Annotated in this window: 24 protein-coding genes; 8 read left to right on the forward strand and 16 right to left on the reverse strand. The window is 64.7% G+C overall.

From position 1 onward, the window contains the following. The first annotated feature begins 91 nt into the window (after positions 1–91). Both IT430_00345 and IT430_00350 read left to right on the forward strand, forming a co-directional pair. The gene (locus IT430_00345) at positions 92–2470 is read left to right on the forward strand and encodes a hypothetical protein (protein ID MCC6906362.1); all 2379 of its coding nucleotides are present in this window, start codon (positions 92–94) and stop codon (positions 2468–2470) included. After that, positions 2467–3792 (forward strand): rod shape-determining protein RodA, encoded by a 1326-nt coding sequence (locus tag IT430_00350; protein ID MCC6906363.1) that lies wholly within the window; start codon positions 2467–2469, stop codon positions 3790–3792. The genes IT430_00345 and IT430_00350 overlap by 4 nt, the downstream gene beginning before the upstream one ends. A gap of 93 nt (positions 3793–3885) precedes the next feature. Here IT430_00350 and IT430_00355 read toward each other — a convergent pair whose 3' ends face one another. Further along, positions 3886–4515, reverse strand: a complete 630-nt coding sequence (locus tag IT430_00355) for a superoxide dismutase (protein MCC6906364.1) — start codon at positions 4513–4515, stop codon at positions 3886–3888. A 411-nt stretch (positions 4516–4926) separates the two neighbouring features. Here IT430_00355 and IT430_00360 point away from each other — a divergent pair, with 411 nt between their 5' ends. From IT430_00360 to IT430_00370, 3 genes are all read left to right on the forward strand, one after another. After that, a complete protein-coding gene (locus IT430_00360) occupies positions 4927–6027 on the forward strand; it encodes a sigma-70 family RNA polymerase sigma factor (GenBank protein ID MCC6906365.1) in 1101 nt (366 codons plus the stop codon). A gap of 143 nt (positions 6028–6170) precedes the next feature. Then, on the forward strand, positions 6171–6632 hold the full coding sequence (locus IT430_00365) for a hypothetical protein (GenBank protein ID MCC6906366.1): 462 nt from the start codon (positions 6171–6173) through the stop codon (positions 6630–6632). A 202-nt stretch (positions 6633–6834) separates the two neighbouring features. Continuing rightward, the gene (locus tag IT430_00370; protein MCC6906367.1) at positions 6835–7716 is read left to right on the forward strand and encodes a PPC domain-containing protein; all 882 of its coding nucleotides are present in this window, start codon (positions 6835–6837) and stop codon (positions 7714–7716) included. 154 nt (positions 7717–7870) lie between these two features. Here IT430_00370 and IT430_00375 read toward each other — a convergent pair whose 3' ends face one another. Further along, positions 7871–8539 carry a hypothetical protein gene (locus tag IT430_00375; protein MCC6906368.1) on the reverse strand — a complete coding sequence of 223 codons (669 nt, stop codon included), beginning with the start codon at positions 8537–8539 and terminating at the stop codon, positions 7871–7873. 400 nt (positions 8540–8939) lie between these two features. Here IT430_00375 and IT430_00380 point away from each other — a divergent pair, with 400 nt between their 5' ends. After that, complete coding sequence (locus tag IT430_00380) at positions 8940–10553, forward strand: hypothetical protein (GenBank protein MCC6906369.1); 1614 nt, start codon at positions 8940–8942, stop codon at positions 10551–10553. Between the two features lie 186 nt (positions 10554–10739). Here the strand turns inward: IT430_00380 and IT430_00385 are convergent, their stop codons facing one another. Then, positions 10740–12095 carry a hypothetical protein gene (locus IT430_00385; protein ID MCC6906370.1) on the reverse strand — a complete coding sequence of 452 codons (1356 nt, stop codon included), beginning with the start codon at positions 12093–12095 and terminating at the stop codon, positions 10740–10742. A gap of 299 nt (positions 12096–12394) precedes the next feature. On the opposite strand from IT430_00385, the gene IT430_00390 reads away from it, so the two are divergent. Next, entirely contained in the window at positions 12395–13159 is a 765-nt protein-coding gene (locus IT430_00390; protein ID MCC6906371.1) for a DUF3891 family protein, read from the forward strand. Between the two features lies 1 nt (position 13160). On the opposite strand, the gene IT430_00395 is transcribed toward IT430_00390, so the two are convergent. The 5 genes from IT430_00395 to IT430_00415 all read right to left on the reverse strand — a co-directional run bounded on the left by IT430_00395 (position 13161) and on the right by IT430_00415 (position 17225). Then, the gene (locus IT430_00395; GenBank protein ID MCC6906372.1) at positions 13161–13793 is read right to left on the reverse strand and encodes a hypothetical protein; all 633 of its coding nucleotides are present in this window, start codon (positions 13791–13793) and stop codon (positions 13161–13163) included. Positions 13794–13818: 25 nt separating this feature from the next. Beyond that, positions 13819–14079 (reverse strand): hypothetical protein, encoded by a 261-nt coding sequence (locus tag IT430_00400; protein MCC6906373.1) that lies wholly within the window; start codon positions 14077–14079, stop codon positions 13819–13821. Positions 14080–14136: 57 nt separating this feature from the next. Beyond that, positions 14137–15555 carry an MmgE/PrpD family protein gene (locus IT430_00405; protein ID MCC6906374.1) on the reverse strand — a complete coding sequence of 473 codons (1419 nt, stop codon included), beginning with the start codon at positions 15553–15555 and terminating at the stop codon, positions 14137–14139. Between the two features lie 293 nt (positions 15556–15848). Continuing rightward, positions 15849–16574, reverse strand: a complete 726-nt coding sequence (locus tag IT430_00410; protein ID MCC6906375.1) for a L,D-transpeptidase family protein — start codon at positions 16572–16574, stop codon at positions 15849–15851. Positions 16575–16625: 51 nt separating this feature from the next. Then, positions 16626–17225: a hypothetical protein gene (locus tag IT430_00415; GenBank protein ID MCC6906376.1), complete on the reverse strand. Its 600-nt coding sequence runs from the start codon at positions 17223–17225 to the stop codon at positions 16626–16628. Between the two features lie 391 nt (positions 17226–17616). Here IT430_00415 and IT430_00420 point away from each other — a divergent pair, with 391 nt between their 5' ends. Continuing rightward, a complete protein-coding gene (locus IT430_00420) occupies positions 17617–18900 on the forward strand; it encodes a hypothetical protein (protein ID MCC6906377.1) in 1284 nt (427 codons plus the stop codon). A 100-nt stretch (positions 18901–19000) separates the two neighbouring features. On the opposite strand, the gene IT430_00425 is transcribed toward IT430_00420, so the two are convergent. The 8 genes from IT430_00425 to IT430_00460 form a co-directional block, all read right to left on the reverse strand. Further along, entirely contained in the window at positions 19001–19273 is a 273-nt protein-coding gene (locus IT430_00425; GenBank protein MCC6906378.1) for a hypothetical protein, read from the reverse strand. A gap of 33 nt (positions 19274–19306) precedes the next feature. Beyond that, positions 19307–19603, reverse strand: coding sequence for a hypothetical protein (locus IT430_00430; GenBank protein MCC6906379.1), 297 nt, complete (start codon positions 19601–19603; stop codon positions 19307–19309). A 33-nt stretch (positions 19604–19636) separates the two neighbouring features. Beyond that, positions 19637–20161, reverse strand: a complete 525-nt coding sequence (locus IT430_00435) for a GNAT family N-acetyltransferase (protein ID MCC6906380.1) — start codon at positions 20159–20161, stop codon at positions 19637–19639. Between the two features lie 352 nt (positions 20162–20513). Further along, the gene (locus tag IT430_00440; protein MCC6906381.1) at positions 20514–21632 is read right to left on the reverse strand and encodes an acyl-CoA desaturase; all 1119 of its coding nucleotides are present in this window, start codon (positions 21630–21632) and stop codon (positions 20514–20516) included. Positions 21633–21776: 144 nt separating this feature from the next. Beyond that, positions 21777–22277, reverse strand: a complete 501-nt coding sequence (locus IT430_00445) for a VOC family protein (protein MCC6906382.1) — start codon at positions 22275–22277, stop codon at positions 21777–21779. 182 nt (positions 22278–22459) lie between these two features. Next, the gene (locus IT430_00450; GenBank protein MCC6906383.1) at positions 22460–22705 is read right to left on the reverse strand and encodes a hypothetical protein; all 246 of its coding nucleotides are present in this window, start codon (positions 22703–22705) and stop codon (positions 22460–22462) included. A 269-nt stretch (positions 22706–22974) separates the two neighbouring features. Next, positions 22975–23502 carry an isochorismatase family protein gene (locus tag IT430_00455; protein MCC6906384.1) on the reverse strand — a complete coding sequence of 176 codons (528 nt, stop codon included), beginning with the start codon at positions 23500–23502 and terminating at the stop codon, positions 22975–22977. Beyond that, entirely contained in the window at positions 23492–23950 is a 459-nt protein-coding gene (locus IT430_00460; protein ID MCC6906385.1) for a hypothetical protein, read from the reverse strand. The genes IT430_00455 and IT430_00460 overlap by 11 nt, the downstream gene beginning before the upstream one ends. Positions 23951–23964: the final 14 nt, after the last annotated feature.

Here is a 23964-nt window from a genome sequence, read left to right on the forward strand (position 1 = left end):
GGCGCCCCCGACCCGATCGACCGGATCCGGGGCAAGCAGGCCGGGGGAGGAGGGAGACTGGATCCCTGCCTGCGCAGGGATGACAAGGACCATGAAACGCGACGCGATCATCCCGAGCATGTTCCACCGCCGGCTGCTGCTGCTGCTGACGATGGTCGTTCTGGCCATGTTCGTGCTCGTCGGGCAGTTGTACCGGCTCACCGTCGTGCACGGGGCCGAGCACCGCAACGTTGTCGAGTCGGCCCTCGTGGACACCGAGCTGCTGCCGACCTATCGCGGCCGCATCGTCGATCGCAATGGCGAGGTACTGGCGCTCGACCGCCCCTGCTTTGACGTGCTGGTGGACTACCGGCTCATCAGCGGCGAGTGGGCCATCGCCGCGGCCGGCGCCGAGGCCCGGCGCACGCACCGCGAGGAGTGGAACGAACTGAGCCGGGCCCGGCGCGATGAACTCATCGAAGAGTACAAGCCGCGCTACGACCGGCAGGTCGAGAACGTGTGGCGCGATCTGGCGCGCCTGGGCGAAACGCCGCTTGAAGAGATAGAGCAGCGGCGCGACGCTATCTCCGGGCGCGTCGAAGCCATGGCGCAGCATCTCTATGAGAAGTGGGCGGTGGCGTATTACCGCCAGTTTCAGACGAGCGTCACGGTCGAAGACGTGGCCAAGCCGATCCTTGAGCAGCGCCAGCCGCACGTCATCCTCACGCGCATTCCATCAGGCCAGGAAGGCGCGTTCAAGGAACTGTCCTTGAGCGGGCCGCAGATCGCCAAAGATCAGCCCGGCATCACGGTGCGCACGTCCGGCACGCGCGACTACCCCTGGAGCCGCACGCAGGTGACGCTCGATCGCTCGCACCTGCCCACTCCGCTGCGCAGCGATGAGCCGCAGGTCATTGAGATCGACGGCTCGATGTCGCAGTTGCTCGGCTCGCTTCGCGACGAAGTGAACGCCAGTGAACTGGCCGCGTGGCCGCTCTTTGGCGGCGACGGCGAGATCATCGACCTGCAGGGCTACCTCGCCGGAGACGAAGTCGGATCCTCGGGCATGGAGCGGGCGCTCGAGGCCACGCTGCGCGGCACGCGCGGGCACATCACGCGGCACGTGGATGACAAGCCCGATGAACGCGTCGAGCCCCGGCCCGGCGGGAACGTCCAACTCACCATCGATGCGCGGCTGCAGACCCGCGTTCAGGCGCTTCTCGATCCCGGTTTCGGCCTCACGCGCGTGCAGCCGTGGCACGGGCACGAGAACGAACTGCCGCTCGGCACGCCGCTGGCCGCCGGCGCCGTGGTCATCGACGTGAAGACCAGCGAGGTGCTCGCGCTCGTGTCGTCCCCGACGTCGCGCCCCAGGGCCATCGACGAGTACCGCGCGGCTCTCAAGGCTGAAGCAGACATCGAGGACGAGGCCAACAAACACAGAGCCCTTGACAAAAGGACTCATGAAAAGCGCGAGACGCTCGAGCAGTTCGACCGTGATTTTCCATCGCCTGAGACCTGGAGCCTGGCGGTCGATTGGCCCTACGCGCCCGGCTCGATTGTCAAGCCGCTGTTTCTCTCGTGGGCCATGTCGCACGGCGCGTGGAATCTGAATCGCACGGTCGATTGCCAGGGGCACTTCTACCCGGAGAACCGCGAAGCGCTGCGCTGCTGGATCTACCGCGCGCCTTCGTATGCGGTGCACGGCCCGCTGGGGCCGGTGGAGGCCATCGCGCGAAGCTGCAACATGTACTTCTACACCATCGGGCACACGCTCGGTCTGGAGCGATGCACGCAGGTCTACGAGGACTGGGGCCTCGGCCGCGACTTCGACATCGGTCTGCCGTTCTACAACCGCCCGGTTGAGTACAGCGCAGCGCCCGGCCGCAACGAGCCGCTCATGCTCGCCATGGGCCAGGGCAGCGTGGCGTGGACGCCCCTGCACGCCGCGGCGGCTTATGCAGCGCTGGCGCGCGGCGGGTACTACATCTCGCCGACGCTCATCCGCGATGATCCACGGGGGGTGCGACCGATTCGCGATGATCTCGAACTCGATGATCAAGCGATCTATCTCTCGCTCAAGGGCCTGCACGAGGTCGTCAACAACCAGCAATACGGCGGCGCGCGGCATATCGAAACCGACCCCGCCAACCATCACTACGAGCCGATCTTCAACGCTCAGAGCGTCAACGTCTGGGGCAAGACCGGCACGGCCCAGCAGCAGTGGCCCAGCCGGATCATCCAGTATGACTTGGGCGGCCGGCCGCTGGTGGATGCGGCGGGAAGACTGCAGTTCGTGCAGCGGGCGCCGGCCATCGGATCGCACTCGTGGTTCGTCGGCCTCGTCGGGCCGGGCTCGGGCGACGGGCGCGGTCAGCCGGAGTACGCCATCGCCGTCATCGTCCAGTGGGGCGGCTCAGGCAGCCGCTGCGCCGGGCCGATCGCCAACCAGATCATCCACGCACTCAAGGCCGAGGGGTATCTGCCATGAGCAGCCATCCTTCGACGCGAACAATGCCCGGCGGCTCGACGTGGGCCCAGCAGCACCGCCTCACGCCCAACACGCTCAACCAGGCCGCGCCGTCGTCGGCGATCCCGGGCGTGCTGTGGTGGAATCCGGCGTGGTTTTCCATCGCCGCGGCGCTGGCGCTCAGCGCCATCGGCATCGCCGCCATTAATCTGACCGAGCCTCTCGGCGCCGGCACGATCTGGGTGAAGCAGTTCGTCTTCGTGGGCGTTGGGCTCGTCGCGTGCGCTGCGTGCGCCGCCATTTCGCCGCGCAGCTGGCGCTACATCGCCTATCCGTCGATGGTCGTGGCGATCCTGCTGCTGGTCTTCGTGCTCGTACCCTTCGTGCCGCACGAGATCGTCCGGCCGCGCAACGGCGCCCGCCGGTGGATCAACCTGGTCATCACCGATTTTCAGCCCAGCGAGGCGGCCAAGATCGTGCTCGTGCTGGCGCTGGCTCACTACCTGCGCTATCGCAAGAACTACCGCACGCTCACGGGCCTTCTCGTGCCGTTTCTGATCATGCTCATGCCGATGGGTTTGATCCTCGTCGAGCCGGACCTCGGCACGGCGCTGCTTTTTGGTCCAGTGCTTTTCGCGATGCTGCTCGCCGCCGGTGCGAAGTTGAAGCATCTGTTCACCATTGCCGGCCTGGGCGTGGCCACCATCGGCCTCATCGCGGTCATCTCGCTCATGGCGGCGCAGCGCCAGCCGCCCGCTTACCCGCTGCTCGAAAAGCACCAGGTGGAACGCATTCAGGGGCTTATCAACCAGATCAAGGGCGACCGGCGCTTCGCCGACTCGATTACGTACCAGGCGGACAAGGCGATGACCGTCATCGGCTCGGGCGGGTTCTTCGGCCTCGGGCCCGAGCGCAGCCGGCTCATCATCCGCACGCAGCGGCTGCCGGAAGACCACAACGACATGGTCTTCGCCGTGGTTGTCAATCGCTGGGGCTTCGTCGGCGCCGCGTCGATGATCGGCATCTATCTCGTCTATCTCGCCGGGCTCACGATGACCGCGGCGACGACGATGAACCCGTTCGGCCGGCTCGTGTGCGTCGGGTTCGCCGCGATCATTGCGTCGCAGATGGTCGTGAACATCGGCATGAACATCGGCCTGCTGCCCATCACGGGCATGACTCTGCCGTTCGTGAGTTACGGCGGCTCGAGCCTCGTGGCCAACTTCGCCATGACCGGCATTGCGCTGAGCATCGCGCTGCGCCCCGCGACCTACTTCGCCCGCCCGTCGTTCGAGTTCGACGAGCAGGCCGAGTCGCTCGAACGCGTCGAGTACATCCGCTGATCGCCTCCGGGCTTTGTCGGAGCTGGATCGTGCGCAGAAGAAAGCGGCGCGATGCAGTGCACCGCGCCGCTCTGTTGGGTCGTGTCTCCGGGGTCATCCACCCTTGGCGGCGGAGTAGTACTTGCCGACCTGGTCCCAGTTGATGATGTTCCAGAACGCGTTGATGTAATCCGGCCGGCGATTCTGGTAGTTCAGGTAGTACGCGTGTTCCCACACATCCAAGCCGAGGATGGGCTTGCAGGGGCACTCGACCAGTCCCTTCATCTGCGGGTTGTCCTGGTTGGGCGTGGAGCACACGCAGAGTTTGCCGTCGCTCTTGACGCCGAGCCACGCCCAGCCCGAGCCGAAGCGCGTCGCAGCGGCCTTGGTGAACTGTTCCTTGAACGCGTCAAACGAACCGAGGTCTTTGTTGATTGCATCAGCCAGCGCTCCCGAGGGTTTTCCGCCGCCCTTGGCGGTGAGGATAGTCCAGAACAGGGAGTGGTTGGCGTGCCCGCCGGCGTTGTTGCGGACCGCTGTCCGCTTGGCGTCGGGGATCGCGTCGAGATGGGTGATGACCTCCTCGACGGTCTTGTTGGCCCATTCCGTGCCTTCGAGCGCGGCATTGGCGTTGTTCACGTAGGCCGCGTGATGCTTGTCGTGGTGGATCTCCATGGTCCGGGCATCGATGTGCGGCTCGAGGGCGTTGGCGGCGTAGGGCAGCGGAGGAAGCGTGAAAGCCATGATCAACTCTCCTTCTGGCTGGCGGATAGTCTTGAGTCAGGGGGTGCGGACGGTGCGTCCGCCCCGGGTTCGGGCCAAGGTCTTCCGACCCGAGACGAGAACGATTCTACACGTTCCAGCCGGCCCAGCCGCGCGGTCGGGCGGGCGCGAAGTTCGGGACGTCGCGGCCCCGCCGGTGCGGGATGCCTGAAATCCGCCATGGTTCGGCGGGTTCTTGTCCGCATAATGTGGATGAACGCCGGGCATTTTTGATGTGCAGATAGGTAAAATGCCGTAGATACCGGCTTTCCGTGCCGTTCAGGCAAAAATTATGAGCATCTTTTGGGTTTTGGCGTATATTCGCGGGTGTGATCCCGGGGATTCCGTTAGAATTTCCCCAAGTTCCCAGCCAGTACCAGAGGGCTACCAGCCATGAGCCGGATGATGTCGGCCGCCTCGCCTCTTGAACAGATTCAGAGGCGGACAGGTGTCAGTGTTACCAGCCGTTCCAAGGCGTCCGGTAAGGACGCCAAGACCCATGCGCGCGCCCGCCGCAGCCTCAGCGCCAAGGACCGGCAGGAACTCAAGCGCATCCTGCGTGAGCCGATGGACTTCATCGACAACGCGGCTTTCTACGAGCCCGACGCCGAGGAGAAGATCTATCGCGAAGCGCCGGATATCCAGAAGCCGGATACCTCCTGGTACCACCCGGTGATGGACTCGCTCACGGCCACGTCCAAGACGCCCAAGCAGTCCACGCAGGTGCTGCTCAGCGCTGCCGAGGAGCGCGTGCTGTTCCTCCAGTTCAACTACGCCCGGCACCGCGTGCGCAAAGTGCAGATCGAACTCAACGGCCACGACCCGGCGCCCGAGCAGGCCGAGGACATCCTCCGCTGGAATCGGAAGGCCGAGCAGATGCGCGAGCAGATCGCCAATACGAACCTCGCGCTCGTTCTGGCCATGGCCAAGCGGACGCGCATGAGCGAGGTGGACTTTGCCGATCTCGTTTCCGAAGGCAACATGGCGCTGCTGCGAGCCGTGGACAAGTTTGACTGCGGCCGCGGGTTCAAGTTCTCGACCTACGCCTGCCGCGCCATCCTCAAGGCGTTCAGCCGCCAGGGCATGAAGCTGAGCAAGTACCGCCAGCGCTTCCCGGCGGACTTCGATCCCAAGCTCGAGCGGAGCGATTACCACGAGAAGCGCCGCGCGTCCCACGAGGAAGACTGCGCTGAAGAGGTCAAGAGCATCGTCGTGGCCAACCGCGCCAACCTCTCCAGCATCGAGCGCACCGTGATCCATCATCGCTTCGGCATCGACGTGGACAACCACACGCCGCTTACGCTCGAGCAGGTCGGCCAGATCATCGGCGTCACCAAGGAGCGCGTGCGGCAGATTCAGAACAAGGCTCTCGAGAAAATCCGCATCGAACTCGAAGAGAAGTTCCTCACCCGCAAGATTGAAGAGGAAGGCGAAGGCGAAGGGGGCATCGAAGACCTGATCGTCGCCGACGCCGCCGCAGAAGCCCGCGCCTGAATCAAAGCGGCCAATCAGCAACCTGAATCAGCCGGCCCCGTCTGGGGCCGGCTGTCGTTTTGGATTTGCTTGCTGTTTTTGCCGATCTCATCGGAGAAACCCTGCGAATGGTGCTCGCGGCGGGAGGTAGAATCGCGATGACCATGGCCAATCTGGACCCGCGCCTGCCAGGCACATCCACTCGGCTGAGCGCCGAGCCGGCCATCATCCAAACGGCGCCTCCCTCCATGCCCGAGTCCCCGCTGACTTTTCGCAGCATTCCGCCCCTGCGCTACCCGTACATCTACGCCATGTTCGTGCTCGTGTCGTCGCTGGATATCGTGCTCACCTGGCTCGTGCTCGATCAGCACGGGGGCTATGAAATCAACCCCATCGCGGCGTCGGTTATCGCCCATTGGGGCCTGCCCGGGGCCATCGGCTTCAAGTTCTCGCTCACGCTGTTCGTGATCGTGATCTGCGAAGTGATCAGCCGCCAGCGCGAGAGGACGGCCCGCCGGCTGGCGCGGTGGTCGGTGGCGGTGTCGGCGTTCCCACCGGTCTACACGACGATGCTCGTGGGTATGCACCTCCTGGGACCGCGGGCTCCGGCGCTTCTGGCCCAGTAACGGGCCGTCGGCGCCCCCTCTGGCGCAGAAAGTGCTCAATCTCACGGGAATTGCCGGCGTTAGGGTTGCGTTCCCGAACGAATTGCGGTACATTAACGATCCCTCAGGGGATGCGGGGGTTTGCTGAATGTCCAGTAAGCCCAGTTTAACATTTGCCGGTTCTCCCCGAAGTACCGGCCCAAGCAAGGAAGAGGAAGGCAAGATGAACAAGTTCAATGCAAAGGTGGGTATTTTTGCGGGGATTGCCGTCGCGGCTCTCGCGGGCGGCATCGCCAACGGCCAGACGTGGGCTGAGCAGGGCGACGCTCCCAATCTGCTTCCCGGCCAGGAAACGCAGGGCGCCGGCGCGCTGACCCAGATCACCGGCACGCACGACTCCAACGACGTCGATCTCTACAAGATCACCGTCACCGATACCGCCAACTTCAGCGCTTCGACCGTCGGCGTGACCAACTTCGACACCCAGCTGTTCCTGTTCGACAGCAACGGCAACGGCGTCACCCACAACGACGACGATCCGGCGGGCAGCGGCCTGCAGTCCATCATCACCGGCGTGTTCATCAACAGCCCCGGCGTGTACTACCTCGCTGTCAGCCAGTACAACGCGGACCCGAACTCCGCCGGCGGTCTCATCTGGGCCAACAGCCCCTTCAACGTCGAGCGCGCTCCCGATGGCCCCGGCGCCGGCAGCCCGCTGATCAGCTGGACGACCTCCGGCACCACCTCTGATGTCTACACGATCAACCTCACCGGCGCCGGCTTCGGCAACGCCGGCGGCTACTTCCTCAGCATCGCCGGCCAGTGCCCCGGCACGCTGACCGTCTCCTGGAGCGGCGCGACTCCCAGCGTCACGCAGGGCATCGTCTTCGCCCTCAACACCGGCGCGTTCGTCATTCCCACCGGCCCCTGCCAGGGCACCGCTCTCGGCCTGGGCACCCAGGGCCTGCGCCTCGTCAACACCATCAGCACCGGCAGCGGCAGCGGCAGCGTGAACGGCGCGGCCGGCACCGGCGCGTGCGGCGGATACCTCCAGCTCGTCGAAGTGCCTTCGTGCGACACGAGCAACGTCGCGCAGATTCCGTAATCGCGGCATCGCCTCCAGCCCCGCGCTGGAGCAGCAACGCTCAATCACAGGGCTCGCGGATTCGTCCGCGGGCCCTGTCGCTTTTCTGCAGCGCACGGCGTCAGCGCCAGTCGCGAGGGCCGCGTACCGCCCGGCTCAACGTGCCACGCGGGACTCAGCGCTGCGGCGCTTTGAGTTCATCGAGCCGCTGCTTCACTCGGATCATCTCCGCCGCGCCCTCGCGGTGCGCTTGATGGATGTCCGCCTCTGCGCCCGACTCGGCCGGCCGGATGAGAATGATTGAGAGCACGCACTCTGCCAGATAGGCGTCCAGCGGCTCAACCGTCGGCTTGGGCTGTAGCGAGTCGACGATGCGCAGATTGCCGCCCTCGATCGCATCGCAGAGCACCCAGTGCAGCCCGCCGGTTTCGCGGCGGCGGATGAGCAGCAGTGCCGCATCGCCACCCTGCAGGTGCGCCATCAGCGCTTCGCGCCCGCCGGCCGCGACAGCCGGCATCGAACAGTCAAAGCCGTCCTGCACGAGCACGCGGAGCAGATCGGGATGCAGCGTGCCCGTCGAGGTTGAGTCGATCGGGCTGGCCGGCACATCGACTCCCAGGCGATAGCGGAGGTTCTTCTCCTCGGGCGAGAGGCCGTAGAGCGCATACGCGGCGGAAAGGCTCAGCAGGCCGCAGGTGTGGGATTCGAGTTGCGGGATCGGCTCGCCGTCGCCGCCGCGGGCGGCAGGCAGCGCCGGCGACCGCCAGGCGTCGGTTTTGCCGCCCACGCGGCTGGTGATGAGCGTGATCATAATCGCCGCCGGGCACGTGATCAGCAAGATCACCGCGCCGATCGCAGTCATCCACGGATGGCGGAGCAGCCACATGGCAGCACACGATACGCTGCTGGTCCAGCAGCGGATGCCGGCTCGGACGGACGAGACGTGCAGGTGCGGCTCGGCCTACTCTTGCCGTTGAATGATTCACGCTCAGTCGCAGCGTCTTTCCAAGCGCGAGAATTCCACCCTGATCGAGAGCGTTGTGGGCGGATGCCGCTGGCTATCAGCGCCTCGGCCGGTTCTACTTGCATCGACCAACCACCGCCCTGCCGCTGTGCGTTCGCCGGCGGCATCAGCCGGAACCGGTTGAGTCGCAAGGAGTGGAACGCTGAATCTGCAGCGAGGACAAGTCGGCGAGTCGGTGATCGAAAGCAGATGCACGAGGACCAGCGCGTGCATTCGCGCGATGAGCATGCTGGCTCTGGGCGGGGTGGCCGCAGTTGGGCCTTCGGCACGCCGGGAAGGCGGCGAGTCGGTCGCGAGTTTTTCGCAAACAATCGTACCAGTCCCGTTTTCCTGCCCGTTTTCCTGCCCCATTCGTACCACACCCCGATGCGCCTACGGCATCGTGTTCCTGCGTCACTCGGCCTTGAGCTTTCTGCAAGAACAGAAAGGACGACACATGCAATCCAACCTTGCAATGGCACCGGCCATGATCGTTGTGTCAGCATTGCTAAGTGGATTTGGAGTCTGCACTCAAGCGCGCGGCCAGGCGGCCGCGCGCTTCGCCATTGTTGAAATCGGCAATATCGGCTTCAGCTATTCCGCGACGCCGCGCGCCATTAACAACAACGGTGTTGTGGTCGGCGATACCTTCGATATCTCTATCGGTCGAGTGCGGTCCTTTGTCTGGCGCGATGGCGTGGTCGAGTTCCTGCCTCCACTGACTGAGGGGTTCAGCGCCACCGCGTACGACGTTAATGAGGAAGGCGAAGCGACAGGTGTAAGTTATGTTCAGATGAGCGTGCAGCACGCGGTGAAGTGGCTGGCGGACGGCACAGCAATCGACATGGGCACGTTGGGAGGCGAAGACTCATTTGGATGGGACATTAGTGATTCAGGGCAGATCGCAGGATCGTCTGATCGGCCGGATGGAGTCCGCCATCCTTGTTTGTGGGAGGATGGCCAGATGATCGATCTGGGGGATTTGGGTCGTCCGAGCGGCGGCGCCAAGGCGATCAACGAATCTCGCCAACTTGTGGGTGTCTCCGGTATTCAGCCCCTCAGTAGTCGCGCCTTTCTTTGGGAAGATGGCCAGATGATCAACCTCGGCACGCTGCCCAACGGCTCATTCAGCATCGCAGAGGACATTAATAATGGTGGCCTGATCGCCGGATACGCCACAGCCTCGACCGGAGAGCGCCAAGCAGTGGTTTGGGAGAACCGCGTTATCCGGAGCATCCACCGGTCCTCCATCGGATACGAGTCTCACGCTTATGCGATCAATTCAGTGAATCAGATCGTCGGTTACCTGGATGTGGATGGAGAATTCGATCACATCAGTGGATTTCTTTACGAGGGCGCGGGACCAATGGTCGATCTCCTTACCGTGCTTCCGCCTCGCCATACGTGGCGGCAGCTGTTGGCTCCACTCGACATCAACGACCGGGGCGAGATCGTCGCGTACGGCGATCGCATTGGGGGACTCAATCAGGAGTACACGGCCGTGCTTATCACGCCGGTCCATCCGACGCTCACGTTGCAAGGCCCGCAACCTGGCAACGCCGGCACGGTCAATGGCATGCGCGTGACGGGCTGCACCCCGGGCGAGCGCATCGCCTTCTTCTACAGCACCACCGGCGGCGGCACACTCGTGCCCGGCTGCAATCACACCGACGGCGTCACCCTCCAACTCGACGACCCGATCCAGATCGGGACTGCCGTCGCCAACCAGAACGGCGTCGCCACGTTGACGCGCTTCGTCCCCACGGCAGCCCGCAACCTCGGCGGCGTCCTCATCCAGGCCGTGCAACAGAATGGGTGCGCGATCAGTCAACTCGTCGTGCATGAGTTCGAGTAGCGCCGGCGGGCACTTAGGGCCGGCGCCGACCAAGCCAGAAAAGACGGGCAGCCGGCGGTGGTTGGTGGCCGTCGGCTGCGCCGTCGGGCGGGTGGAAGCGCCCGTTGAAGTCGCGGATTGTCGCCGCACCCTCCAGGCAGGTGCGGCAGCACGGCGCCGCATGCCGCGGCGCCGCATCATGAGGCATCAGAAGAGCATCTGCACCTGCGTACGCAGCGCGACCTGGTCTTCATCGGTCGCCCCGTCGCTCAGCAGGCCCACGCCGCTGACGCTGAAGGGCACGCGGTCGAGGTTCCACACGAGGTCGGTGGTCCACTTCCAGTCGTGCTTGTGGAAGTAGTAGTTGAAGCCGATGGTGACGGCGTTGTAGTCGTCGGCGAAGGCGCCGTCGAAGTCGAACCACTCGTAGCGGCCGAAGATCTCGAACTTGTCGGGGACGATGTGGTAACCGCCCTGGACGACGAAGCCGTACTGGTCGACGTCGGTCGTGGTCGTCATGTTGGCGTCGCTGTGGCGTCCGACGACCGAGCCGAAGATGTTGGCCCCGCCGAACTCGGCCTGTGCGTCCACCGTCCACTGGAGCCACTGGACTTCGTCGGGCGCGCCGGTGCCGTATTCGCCGTCCTGCCAGAAGAGGCCGGCGCCGATCTTGAAGCCGGTTTCATCGCTGGACCACGAGGTGAAGTCTTCAAACTGCTTCCACGTGCCGGCGAGCAGGCCATCGATGCGGGCGTTGAGGGCCCACTCCGTGGTGTCGTTGCTGAAGTTGGTGTTGGCTCGATTTCCGGCAGCACCAGTGGCTGAAAGCGTGGCGCCGTCGGTGAAGCCTGCGGCGAAGGCGATGTTCTCGCTCTCGTAGTTCAGCTCGACGCCCTGCGAAAAGCCGAGGTTGGTGATCTCGTTGACCACCGATCGATCGACGGCGAGCTGCTTTGATGAACTGATCGTCTCTTCGGTCATGAACGCGGGCTTGTACTGGCCCCACTTGAAGGACCAGCCGTTGCCGAGGATGTATTCGCCGTAGGCGTCTTCGAGGACGAAGGCGCCGCCGTTGCGTTCAAAGGCGCCCTTGATCTTGTACTTGAGATCCTTGGAGTAGATGTTGCCGGAGAACTCGAGCTTGGCGCGGCGCATCTCGAAGGATGCGACGTCGGTGTCGGGCGAGTCCTTGCTGTTCCAGACGTAGCGGAACTGCGTCTGCCCCTTGATCTTGAGCGAGAACGTGCCGTCGTCGTTCTTGAGGAAGAAGCCCTTGTCCCAGCCGGCGTTCATGCCCTCGGCCAAAAGGCTCGAGCGCGTTTCGCTTTCAGCCATGACTTCGCGCACGAGGGCGCGGACTTCTTCAGCGCGGGCTCCGCTGAGCCAGGCGCCTCGGTCGCCCTGCTTCATGGCGTTGATCTGCGCATCGAGTTGATCGCGCTGCGATTCGAGCGCGGCGACGCGCGCATCGGCGTCGCCCGGGCCCTCGCCAGCGATGGCCACATGACCCATGGCGGCCATGGCCGAGCACACCAGGATCGATCCCTTCACGTGCTTGTTCATTTCGACTCCTTCAGGTTCGGGAGCGAGCAGCGCCGCTCCAACCACTCACCCATCGATCCGCAGAATTGACGATCAACGTGATCGAGCGGACCCACTCGACAGCGCCACTCTGGAAAGGAGTGCCGCCGCCGTCAACGAGACAATGTTTGCCGCATCTTGGCTTCCCGCCATGCCGCCGGGTGGAACTAACGCAAAAATCACGACATGAGGAACAGGTTTGCCGAACGTTTGAATGCTCGCCTGACGCTCACATGGCGCTCACACATCGCCGCCCATAGAATGCGTTCAGGAGGATGGCCATGCTGCACAGGCCAACGGCGCAAGGCATCGTACTGTTGACGCAACCGGCGCATGCGTGGGTGAGCGGGCAGATGGCCCGCGCTTGGGCGGATGGGTTTGAGCCGCGCGAAGACGTCCTGCTGGCGGCCGAGCAGCACGACGTCGGGTGGACGGACTGGGAGCGGCAGCCGACCTTCAACCCGAAGACCGGCCTGCCGCGCACGTTTCTCGAACTGGAAACTGCGGAGCATCTTGCGATCTGGTCGAACGCCGGCCGGCGCGTTGAGAGTATGAGCACGCTGGCGGCGCTGCTCGTGTCGCGCCACGGCACCGGGCTCTACGAGCGCTTTCACACACTGGCGCAGGTGCAGAGCGAGCCGGAGGTGCTGGCGCACCTGGAGAGCGAGAAGCGGGCCCAATCGCGGTGGCTCGAACTGCTCCGCGCAGGGCGCGGCTGGAGCGCGGAGGTGAGCGACGAGGCGATCGAGCGGGCGAGCCGGCTCATCGCCGCGTGGGACTGGCTATCGCTGATTGTGTGCATGAATGAGTCGGAGCGAGGCGAGGTGAAGTCGGCGCCATTGGCCGGGGGGTCGGTCGATCTCGAGGTCACGCGCCAGGACGAAACGGCGTGGTGCGTTGAGCCGTGGCCGTTTGTCGGCGATGCGCTGCAGGTCGCCGCCGAGGGACGGTTGGTTGAGGGGCGGGCTGCGGATGCGCGGCAGATGCAGAACATGCTGGAGTCGGCGCGGCTGGTGCGCGTCGAGATGACGCTGATGCGCGCGTGATTCAGCGTTTCGCGCACGCCGCGAGCAGTTCGCGGCCGCGCTGCTCGATGCGATCGAAGCGGCCGGCGGCGAGGTCGTCCGCATCGAAAAGAGGCGCGACGAACCCGACGGCGAAGGCGCCGGCGGCGAAGTACGCGGCCGCATTGGATGCATCGACTCCGCTGGTGGGCACGATCCGCAGAAACGGCATCGGGCCGAGGCAGGCCCTGACGTACGCGGGTCCGATGCCGGGCGCGGGGAAGAGCTTCTGCAGCGGAGCGCCCGCGCGGTGGGCGCGGAGCATCTCGGTGGGCGTGTGCGTTCCGGGCATGGCGGCCACACCGAGGCGGTGCGCCTCTTCGATCACCGCCTCATCGACGACCGGCGAGACGAGGAATCGCGCCCCGGCCTGCACCGCCCGGCGCGCATCATCGACTGTCAGCACCGTACCGGCGCCGACGACGATACCATCGCGCTTCGAGAACGCGGCGATGTGCTCGAAGACAGCGGGAACCGTGAGCGTGAACTCGCAGATGCGAAAGCCGGCGCGGATGGCGGCGTCCATCGCAGGAGCAACCGCGGCGGCGCGATCGGTGCGGAGGATCGCCGAGGCGCGCTGCTCGTGGAAGAATGCGGTGAATTCGTTGGGGGTCATGGGGAACACACGGACTGCCTCGTGGTTAGGGGCGAGGTGCGCGACTCAATCGTGAGTTAATTATGAAGCAAATAGCTGCGATGACTCCCAGCACGACGGTCAGCGTGATGCCCAGACCGAGTCGCTGAGGGTTCACTCCCGTCAATTCGAGTCCGACGATGATCCCAAAGAAGACGGCGCCGAGTAATGCAAGCGGGAAGAGCAGTCCCGTGAGCACTTTGCACACATACGCCGCGAGTGACTGGTTGGGAAGTCGCTCGAAGATGTCAACCACGAACTCGATCATGTCGCGCTATCCAGTGCGTCTTCGCACTGCCGGGCCTGCGCCGAGCCTTGTCCCGACCTACGCCTTCATCAGATCAATCAGCGCATCGACGTCGTTGTGCTCGTCGAGGCTCATGATGAGTTTGCGCAGTTGAGCGCAGCGCTCCTCCCCCACCACGTCCCGACCGAGTGCATTGAACTTCACGGCGATCTCCTCTTCAGTCATCGGATCGCGCGGGTCGCCCTTGGGCACATCGACGCGCTTGGAGAAGGACTGTCCGTCGTTGAGCGTGATCGTCACGCGGCTGGGCTGAAATTTGGGAAAGAGCGACTCAAACTCGTCATTGGGGACAACCTTGATCTTGTCCATCACCGGCCGCAGGTTCGGGTCATCGATGCGCTCCTGTTTGAACTGCAGCGGCGTCACCATGCCGTCCACCAGCCCCACTGCGAGTGAGTAGGGCAACGAGTGGTCCGCGGTCTCTTTGCCCGTCGGGCGATACTTGGCCGGGTCGCCGAGGATGTCGGCGGCGCGGGCGATGACTTCGACTTTGATCTCGGCCACGTCGGCGGCGCTGATGTTGTTCTCGGCGACGCACTTCATCATGGCGGTGAGCGGCGCGTGGCTGAGGGCTTCGATGGGGAACGACTTCATGCCGCAGTCGATGATTTTGTAATGGCAGCCGCTGCACTTGGGCAGACCGTCGGTGAGCATGTTGAGATTGAACTTGCCGCCGAACTTGCCAAAGCAGTGCGTCAGACCCTCTTTGCCGTCGATGACGTGCTCGGGCCCCGTGTAGCCGCGCTGCGCGAGCATGGCGGCCTCGACGCCGCAGCGCGTGGCGAGCGGATCGACGGTGTTCTTCATGTTGGTGAGTTTGCCGGCCGTGACGGCGCCGAGGCACATCGACGGGGCGGCACTGATGCCGATCGCCTGCTGAATCTTCTCGGGTTTGAGCCCGAGCATGCGCCCGGCGGCAATGGGCGAAGCGATGCTGGTGATCGTCGCATGGTGCCAGCCGTACTCGCGGATGCCTGGCTCGGCGAACTCGGCCAGGCGCATTTCCATCTCGTAGGCGATGACGATGCCGAGGATGAGATCGCGGCCGCCCAGGCCCTTGAGTTCGCAGATCGCCAGCGGCGCCGGGATAATGTCAGAGGGGTGCGCCGGATCGGCTTTCCAGTAGATATCGTTGTAGTCCATCGCGCGGATCATCAGCGCGTTGAGGAACGCCGCGTCAACCGGGCTGGTGCGGAAGCCGTCCACGAACACGGTGCAGGCGCTGCGGCCGCCCATCTCTTTGAAGTGCTCGAGGGCGATGTGCACATCATGCTGCTGCGACCCGCCCAAGGCGCAGCCGAGGGAGTCGAAGAGGAAGAGTTTGGCGCTCTGGATAGCGTCGGGCGAGAGGCTTTCGTACGTCAGGCCGGCGGCCCAGGCTGCGAGGTTCCACGAGATGAAGTCGGTGTTCTTCTTTGAGGTGTCGTGCGAGGCCATTGCCGATCCTTTTCACCACGGAGCCACGGAAATCACAAGGTGAATCAGGATAGGAGGATGGTTGTCGCGGTGCCCGGAGATCAGCTTCGAGGGCTCGCCACGACCCGCCGCCACATTGCCACCGCCAGTGCGGCGCCGATGACGGGCGCGACGAGAAGATCCAGAGGCTGCCCGGGGCGCGGCCGGCGGCTACGGAGTGTCGCCGGCCGACTGGATCTAGACGGTTGCCAAACCCAGGACCCCCAGCGCCGGCAGCAGGATCGAAGTCGTCTCCACCTCATCCGTCTCCTCTCTCAAGGCACCGGAAGCAGCGCCATTCTCTCGGCAATCTGGTTGTAGAGCGAATCGCGCCAGGCGCCTCTCAGATTATCGGGAAGTTCATTCAGGCGCAGATCGAGCGGTGCGATCAGCACCTCTACGTTCTCGAGCCCCGCATCTGCAACCCCGACAAACAGCAACTCGGCGACCGCATCACCCATGGCGACGCAGCCGACCGAGGCATCGCCGCCGTGGATGAAGATGTCGCCGCCGAGGTTCGCGCGGCCGTCCGCCGCCGCGGCCCGGCGATCAAGTTCATTCGGGTAGTCGAGCTCCATCGAGAGATGAAATCGGCTGTTGGGATTGAGGCTCACGATTCGGTACCACCCTTCGGGCACCTGGCGATCGCCTTCGCGCAGCTTTGGACCCAGCGAGCCGCTTGCGCCGAGGATCGGATAGATCGCGATGCATTGCGTTCCACCGGTGGCGGTCGGCGCGTAGACCTGGAGCATGCCTTCCTGTTTGAGCACGAGTAGTGTGAGCCTGGCCGGCGGATAGGGAACTCCCATCTCGCCACACTGCGCGATGAGGGTGTTGCGCACGCGTGGGCCGAGTTCCGCCAGCCGCTGTTCGACCGTCGCCCGGCCGCGCAGGCGCGTGTAAACGCCATAGGCGCGGCTGCGAACCGCGCTCGAAGACGCCAGGAGCGCCAAGCCGGCGAGTGCGAGCAGCACAAGGATGATGATGGCTTTGCGGTTCAAAGGAAAGTCTCTGGACTCCTCCACGTCATCGGCCGCCGCGGACCGCAGACTTCAAATCGGCGCCAATGAATCTCCGCGTTTGACTTCACTCCACACGCATGATCCTTTCGGCTCCTGCCAGCCGAGGCGGCGCTCGTAGAGAAGATTGGCGATGAACATTTCGACGAAAGGGAGCGCTCCCAGCGCCACATCGAAGCGACCACAGACAACGCTCATCGGTAACAATGGAACCGCGAGCATTCCCAGCGCACAACAGATCAGTTCGGCCTTGTCGAGCAGATGACGGCCCCAAGTCCAGGACGCGCGATGGCGCAGCCGCCGCTCTTCGAGGGTACCGTTGCTGAGGTCGAAGCGGTCGGCAAGTTGTGTGGCGATCAGGTTGCGAACGTCGGCGGCTCCCGCGCCTTGCCAATGCGTCAGTTGAAGGCTCCTCCGTTTCCGGCCAAGTCGCAGGTCGCACCGGCGGGCGCCCCACCTGAGCCGGTCGATGTCATTCCATCTGGCGGCCCACCTTCTGCTCGTGCCGGGTATGCGGCCGCATCGCGTCTGTGCATACCAGATGCCGCGCGGCGAAACGCGCATGACCTTCTGGGGAATGAGCCAGCAGAGAAGCACGAGCATCCCTGGCAGCCACGAGATTACGTGAAGCATGGCGGCCCAGTCTGCTCTGGCGGCGACTGAAACGCCTGGACTTCGCGAGATGATCAGCGCCCCTGCATTCAGCGCGAGCAGCACAACCAGACCGCCGACCACGCCCCTGCGGCGCTCCCCTGGCGACATGACCGTGCGGAAGACACGCGCGTGGCGGCGCGGTTCCGCGCGTTCGTCGGGTGGGCAATGGAAGGTCGCAGGATTCATCACACTTGTAGTATGCCCGCGCCGCGGCGAGCGTGCATGTCCGGATTGCGGCTCGAGGGGACATGCATTTACCGCCGCCGAAACAGGGCCGGATGCTCCATGTTCCGCGCACCGCTGCCCCGGCTAGCATCATCAAGCCGATCCGGCCCGGCGCATCTGATTGGGATCATCAAGGAGAGATGCCATGTCACGCTCGATCACGCTTCTCACTGCCGCGGTCTGCGCGCTGGCGCTTTGTGCAACCGCACCAGCCCAGCGCGTCGATTCCCCCAACGACCAGGAGGTGCTGCTCGTCAAAGCGGCGCTGAGCGGCGAGAGTCTCGTCGAGGGCGAGAAGGCGCTGAGCGCCTATCTTGCAGAGCACCCGCGCTCCGATTACGTTCGGTTTGGGCTTGGGCTGACGCAGTTCTTCCACAGCGGCGAGGTGCTCTTCAGCAATCTGTACCGCTACGGCTTCCTGCACGGCGCGCCGTTCATGGAGTGGATTGTGCCCATCGATCCATCTTCGGTGCCGCAGAATCCCCAACCTGAGCCGCTCACCTACGCCGCACTTAACGAGATGATCGAGTCATGGCAGGCGGCGGTCGCCAGGAGCGAAGCGACACTGGCCCAGATCACCGACGATCACGTGAAACTCCGCGTCTACATCGGGCAGTTGCGCCTCGATATCAACGGCGACGGCCGAGGCGATGAGAGCGAGGCCATCTGGGCCCTGTTCAACCGCTTCCAGGGCCGCTTCGACGCAAGCGAGCAAGGCGCAGCGGAATTCGCCATCGCCTTCGACCGGGCTGACGTCTCCTGGCTGCGCGGCTACTGCCACTTCATCATGGCGCTGACCGACGCCGCGCTGGCGCACGACCGCGAGGCGCTGTTCAACCACTGCTCGCACCTGGCGTTCGCCAAGCCGGAGACGCCGTTCCCCTTCCTGCAGAAGGAGTACGAGTACCGGGATTACGAGTGGATGCCGGTCTCCGATTGGGTTGCCTTCTTCCACCTCATGCAGTTCGAAGTGCGCGAGCCGAAGCGACTGCTCAGTGCGCATGAGCATCTCAAGATGGTGATCGCCATGGGTCGGGAGATGTGGAAGCACATCGACGCAGAGACGGACAACGATCGCGAGTGGATTCCCAGTTCGATTCAGAATTCGGTCATTCCCGGCGCGGAGGTGACGCCGGCGATCCGCGACACCTGGCTCATGTTCCTCGACGAGGCCGATCTCGTGCTCGACGGCAAGCGGCTCGTGCGCTTCTGGCGCATGCCCGAGTGGGACGATCGGCCGGAGGGAATGGGAATCAATCTCAAGCGCGTGTTCACGGAGCCGCGTCGGTTTGACCTGGTGCTGTGGATCCAGGGGACGGCGGCGGCGCCCTATCTGGAGCAGGGCACGCTGACCAAGCCGGGACTGTGGAGCCGCATGGAGGATGCGTTCAACGGCCGCGTGTTCCGCTGGGGATTCTGGTTCAATTGAGTGCGGGGCGGAAGGCATCGAGGCATCGAGGCAGCAAGGCATCACGGCGGCGCGGCAGTACGGTTTGTACGGCCTCGGTGCGGCCGCGCGTATGGCGCGACTATCGCCACTGCTCGCGCCGGCTGCGCCACGGGAAGGGCGCATCCGGGATCGGCAGGCCGAGCCGCTCGCAGATCGGCGCCCAACCGCCTGCAGCCTTCCATTCGAGCAGGCGATGCGGCGGGACGGCTGCGCGCACCGCCGCGTTGTGCCGGTCGTACGCCGCCATGAGCGTGGCGCGATCATCCCAGTTGCTCGTGCCGGCAAACTGCTCGAGCAGCGTGATGAGATCGCGCCCCTGCGACCAGTCGGGCGCGAACGCCTGCCGCGCCACCGGCAGGATCGTGGCCTCGGCGCTTTCGAGCCACTACTTCGCCGAGTCGCGCAGCGACAGGAGCACGAGGGACTCGGGAAAAGCGCTGCTCAGGGGCCGCCAGAAGTGTGAAGCGGGCCAGTCGACCGCAGCGACGTAAGGCGCCAGGAGTTGTCGCCAGTCCGGATCGCCGCCGGCCAGGGCCGTGCGCCAGTCGGCGCCCAGATCGAACGGGTGTCGCCGAATGCTGCTCATGTGCAGCACGCGCCCGCCGAGCAGCATCGCCAGCGCCTGCTTGAGCGAACTCGTGCCGGTGCGCGGCAGGCCGGCGCCGATGACCTGAAGCGCCATGACTCGATCCTCACCGTCGTCGCGCTGCGGCAATCACTCGATCTGAAACGCAGCGCGCTCGATATGGTACACGACATGCGGCAGGCCGCCCTCGATGTCGCGCGTGCCGGTGCGGATCGCGCCGATCTTTTCCATGGCGCGCTGGGAGCGGAGGTTGCTCGCGCCCACAAGGAACATGACGCGGTCGACGTACTTGAACGCATGTTCGAGCATGAGGCGCTTCATCTCGCGGTTGTACGATCCGCCCCAGTGCGAGCGAGCGAGGAAGGTCCAGCCGATCTCGAGGTCGCCGCCGTCCTGTTCATCGTGCGGATGGAACCGCGATGACCCGATGAGGAGGCCGGTTGCCCGGTCGATCACGACCAGCGCGCCGCCGGACTGCATGCCTTTGTCAAAGAACGCGCGGAACACCCCCGGCTGCCAGCGGTTGTGATGCGGATGCTGCTCCCAGATGAGCGGGTCGCGGGCCACCGCGTAGAGGTCGTCCCAGTCCTCCTCGCGCAGGGGGCGGAGCTGCACGAGTTCGCCTTGCAGAGTTGGCTGGAGATCGAAGGGCATAGTGGAGTCCACGGATGAGTCGTAAAGGCGTCAACGGAGGGACGCGGCCAATGCTATATCGGCACCTGCGGATGGCAACGAGTGTTGCAGGGCGCTGCACGGCCCTGCCACACATCCAGACGCCGCGGAGGGTCAAGACAATTTGATCGTCGATCGCGCGCTCGCGTGGCCTGCGCTCGCGGAGCCTCGCTTGGACCGCGGCACCCCGCCACTCGCCCAGACGCCGCGGAGGATCAAGACGATTTGATCGTCGATCGCGCACTCGCGTGGCCTGCGCTCGCGGAGCCTCGCTTAGACCACGGCACCCAGCATAGCCATGCGAAGCGCAAGGCCGCGCCCCCCAGCGCCGCGCTTAGTCCGCCTTCACCAGCACCGGCTGGCCCATGTGGTGAATCCAGCGCGCATGGGATCGCAGGGCGGACCAGAAGGTTTCGTGTGAGGCGTAGCGCACGCCGAACTCGTTGCACACTTCCTCGACGACCTTGGAGAGGGCGGGGTAGTGGACGTGGCAGATCCTGCTGAGGAGGTGATGTTCGATCTGGAAGTTGAGGCCGCCGAGGAACCACGAGAGCACGCGGTTGCCGCGCGCGAAGTTGACGGTGGTCTGGACCTGGTGCACGGCCCACTCGGAGTCCATGCGATGGACGCCGTCGGCGCCGATGGCGGGCGCGGGGAAGTTGGCCTCTTCCACGCAGTGGGCGAGTTGGAAGACGATGCTCAGCACGACGCCGCTGACGAAAGCCGCGATGGCGTAGACCCCCACCACCGCCCACCACGGGTGGAGCAGCATCGGAATGACGAAGGCGAGGGAGAAGAAGGCGATCTTGCCGGCGACGAAGACGAGGAGATCCGCGCCGCGCGGCCGGGGGATCGCGTGGCCGCTGATGTGGCCCGCGGCGAGCTGGCGGAAGTCGTCGTAGAAGTGCCACTTGATGGCGAGGAAGCCGTAGAGCAGCCAGAGATAGATGCCCTGGGCGCGATGGAACCACAGGCGGCGCTGGTGGGGCGAGAGCCGGGCGAGCAGGCCGAGGTCGATGTCGTCGTCGTGGCCGTCGATGTTGGGGTAGGTGTGATGAAAGGTGTTGTGTTTCCAGGCCCAGAGGTATGAACTGCCTCCCATGAGGTCGAGGTTCATGGCCATGATCTTGTTGACCCAGGTGGATTCGCTGTAGCCGCTGTGTCCGCCGTCGTGCTGGATGTTGAAGCCGATGGCGGCCATGGCCACGCCGAGCACCATCGCCAGCGGCACGATGATCCACCAGCTGGTCACGGCAAACAGGAGCAGGAAGTAGGCCCCGAAGAACCACGCGAGAATCGTCGCGGTCTTGAAGTACATCTGCGGGCAGTCGCGGCGGCGGCGGCCGGTCTGCTCGAAGTAGGCGTCCACGCGACGTTTGAGTTCGCGGACGAATCGATCGCTGCCGTTGAACTTGATTTTCGGCGCAGCGGGCGATGGGGATGAAATGGTCATGTGATGCGGAACTCCTGCCGACGGCACGTCCACCTGACGGCGGAGCCGGGCAGATCGATCCATCTGAAGGATGGTAGGATGATTCGAGGAGGCGGGGGCGCAGGCAAAAGCCCGATCACTCGATGTCGTCAAGCCGGACCGACTTCACTCCGCCACGGCGCGCTGCAATGCGGCGATGTCGATCTTCTTCATCTGCATCATCGCGGTCATGGCCGGACCGGACTTTTTCGGATCGGGATCGCTGATGAAGTCCATGAGGACGCGCGGCACGATCTGCCAGGAGACGCCGAACTTATCCTTGAGCCAGCCGCATTGCTGCGCCTCGGGCGGCCCGCCTTGGCTGAGGCGGCCCCAGTAGTGATCGACTTCATCCTGATCATCGCACATGACCTGGAAGGAGATCGCCTCGCTAAACCTGAACTCCGGTCCGCCGTTGAGTGCGAGGAATTCCTGGCCGTTGAGCGTGAACGAAACCGTGAGCACCGAACCCGGCTCGCGGCGGTGATGCTCCTTGCCCGCCTCGCTGTAGCGGCTGATCTTGCCGATGCTCGAATTGGGAAAGATAGACGTGTAGAACTTCGCCGCCTGCTCGCCTTGGCTGTCGAACCAGAGGCAGGGGACGATGGGTTGGTTGAAGGTGGCCATTGATCTCTCCTTCCATAGCGAGTTTGAAACGCCACGGATCGACTCGAGGTTAGCACTGGATCCGTCGATAGTACCGCCACCCCGGAGACGTTCGCCACTCAATGTTCCGTGGGCGCACCGCATCGCGCAGACGTACGGACTCGTCCGTCCCCCCGGAGATGATGGGGCACAACAATGTCATGTCAGTAGCCGCGGATTGCGCAGTGAACAAGCACTCCCGCGGCATCGAACTCGAGCGAAACGAACGCGTCGTCCCAGCCGTGCAGGCTCCAGCTCCCGATGTAGTACGAGTAGATCTGCTCGTTGGTGTATCGTCGCTGCTCTAGCCAGCCTTTGTCGTATGTCTCATCCGGCTGCCCGAGCAGCGTCACCACGGCAGCAGTCGCCATTCCCGCAGGCAGGTGGTGGGCGACGAGGTCATCGGCCATGGCGGCGCGATCCTCGGGTCGGCGCGCGGCCGCCCAGGCCGCTGGCGTAAAAACCTCGTCATCAAAGGGGTTGGACCAATCGGCTGCGACCCGGACTCCCACTGCGATCAGCGCCAACAGAACTACAACGGCAACTGCAACGCACCCAATGATGATCTTGTGCGACCGGCCGAGCATGGTCAGGATCTGCCCTTCACCGATGCCCCCGGCCTGCGCGCAGCCTGCGGCTTGCTCACAGCACCCGGGATCTGTGGCGCGTCACGCATGGCTCAATCGAAGCACACATCCGACGCCGCGACGAGTGTCACGCGGTCCGCGAGTTCATCATTCACGGCCTGCGTGATCTGCTCGGCCGACTCCGTGTCACTGTTGTACGTGCCGTGGCCGTCTTGAATGAGCGTGACCCGCAGGCCGCGCTGCAGCGCGCCCAGCGTCGTGGCGCGAATGCAGTGCGGCCCCTCGAGGCCGGCGATGATGAGGCGCCTGATGCCGCGCTGCTCCAACTCCTCGGCCAGCGGCGTGGAGGCAAACGTGTCGCAGGTCGTCTTGTCAAAGTACGTGTCGTCCGGCCGGGCCCCGACATCGGGATGCACCTGCCAGCCGGGCGTGCCGTGTTCGAGCGGCGTGCCGGGACCCTCTCCGTGTCGGACGAAGAACACGGGCATGCCGGCGGCTCGGGCGCGCTTCAGCAGGTCCGTCCAGAGCGGGATGAGCCTGTCCGCGCCGACGACGGGCCAGTCGCCTTCGAGCAGGCCGACCTGGCAGTCGATGAGAGTGAAGGCAGCATTATGATCCATCTGACTGCTCCTGCGTGTAAGGTGACTGAACGACCGATCTGCCGCATTCCGGGCACGCCTGGTGCGCTGCCCCGCGCAGGTCGTAGCCGCACGCTGCGCAGCAGCCCTTCGCAAACCCGCGCCTAGGCAGCAACAGCGCCACGCCGACCGATCCCAGCAGCGGCAGCCAGAGCGGCAGCACGCGGGCCGCGGTCGTCGTCGCGCCCGCCGTCAGCCGTGCGCCGGTAAACGACCAGTCCGTCCACCACAGCGTACGAAGAAACCGCTGCGAGCCGTTGTACAGAATGCGGCTGTTGCCCAGCGGCCGGCTCGTCCAAACGAGCGCGCCGTCAATGAGTTGCACGCGATTCAGATCGCCCATCGGCTGCCGCGTGCCCGGCCGCCAGTAACTCGCGACCCAGCACAGGGCGATCACCACCGCCACGCCGAACATGATGCGCCTGCCCATGCGTAGATCATACC

The organism is Phycisphaerales bacterium, from assembly GCA_020852515.1.
Lineage (GTDB): Bacteria > Planctomycetota > Phycisphaerae > Phycisphaerales > UBA5793 > UBA5793.

Bases quoted from the DNA above. Each gene is read 5' to 3' on its own strand.
- IT430_00345 (MCC6906362.1), top strand. From the start codon at position 92: ATGAAACGCGACGCGATCATCCCGAGCATGTTCCACCGCCGGCTGCTG.
- IT430_00350 (MCC6906363.1), top strand. From the start codon at position 2,467: ATGAGCAGCCATCCTTCGACGCGAACAATGCCCGGCGGCTCGACGTGG.
- IT430_00355 (MCC6906364.1), bottom strand. From the start codon at position 4,515: ATGGCTTTCACGCTTCCTCCGCTGCCCTACGCCGCCAACGCCCTCGAG.
- IT430_00360 (MCC6906365.1), top strand. From the start codon at position 4,927: ATGAGCCGGATGATGTCGGCCGCCTCGCCTCTTGAACAGATTCAGAGG.
- IT430_00365 (MCC6906366.1), top strand. From the start codon at position 6,171: ATGGCCAATCTGGACCCGCGCCTGCCAGGCACATCCACTCGGCTGAGC.
- IT430_00370 (MCC6906367.1), top strand. From the start codon at position 6,835: ATGAACAAGTTCAATGCAAAGGTGGGTATTTTTGCGGGGATTGCCGTC.
- IT430_00380 (MCC6906369.1), top strand. From the start codon at position 8,940: ATGAGCATGCTGGCTCTGGGCGGGGTGGCCGCAGTTGGGCCTTCGGCA.
- IT430_00385 (MCC6906370.1), bottom strand. From the start codon at position 12,095: ATGAACAAGCACGTGAAGGGATCGATCCTGGTGTGCTCGGCCATGGCC.
- IT430_00390 (MCC6906371.1), top strand. From the start codon at position 12,395: ATGCTGCACAGGCCAACGGCGCAAGGCATCGTACTGTTGACGCAACCG.
- IT430_00395 (MCC6906372.1), bottom strand. From the start codon at position 13,793: ATGACCCCCAACGAATTCACCGCATTCTTCCACGAGCAGCGCGCCTCG.
- IT430_00400 (MCC6906373.1), bottom strand. From the start codon at position 14,079: ATGATCGAGTTCGTGGTTGACATCTTCGAGCGACTTCCCAACCAGTCA.
- IT430_00405 (MCC6906374.1), bottom strand. From the start codon at position 15,555: ATGGCCTCGCACGACACCTCAAAGAAGAACACCGACTTCATCTCGTGG.
- IT430_00415 (MCC6906376.1), bottom strand. From the start codon at position 17,225: ATGCTTCACGTAATCTCGTGGCTGCCAGGGATGCTCGTGCTTCTCTGC.
- IT430_00420 (MCC6906377.1), top strand. From the start codon at position 17,617: ATGTCACGCTCGATCACGCTTCTCACTGCCGCGGTCTGCGCGCTGGCG.
- IT430_00430 (MCC6906379.1), bottom strand. From the start codon at position 19,603: ATGGCGCTTCAGGTCATCGGCGCCGGCCTGCCGCGCACCGGCACGAGT.
- IT430_00435 (MCC6906380.1), bottom strand. From the start codon at position 20,161: ATGCCCTTCGATCTCCAGCCAACTCTGCAAGGCGAACTCGTGCAGCTC.
- IT430_00440 (MCC6906381.1), bottom strand. From the start codon at position 21,632: ATGACCATTTCATCCCCATCGCCCGCTGCGCCGAAAATCAAGTTCAAC.
- IT430_00445 (MCC6906382.1), bottom strand. From the start codon at position 22,277: ATGGCCACCTTCAACCAACCCATCGTCCCCTGCCTCTGGTTCGACAGC.
- IT430_00450 (MCC6906383.1), bottom strand. From the start codon at position 22,705: ATGGCCGATGACCTCGTCGCCCACCACCTGCCTGCGGGAATGGCGACT.
- IT430_00455 (MCC6906384.1), bottom strand. From the start codon at position 23,502: ATGGATCATAATGCTGCCTTCACTCTCATCGACTGCCAGGTCGGCCTG.
- IT430_00460 (MCC6906385.1), bottom strand. From the start codon at position 23,950: ATGGGCAGGCGCATCATGTTCGGCGTGGCGGTGGTGATCGCCCTGTGC.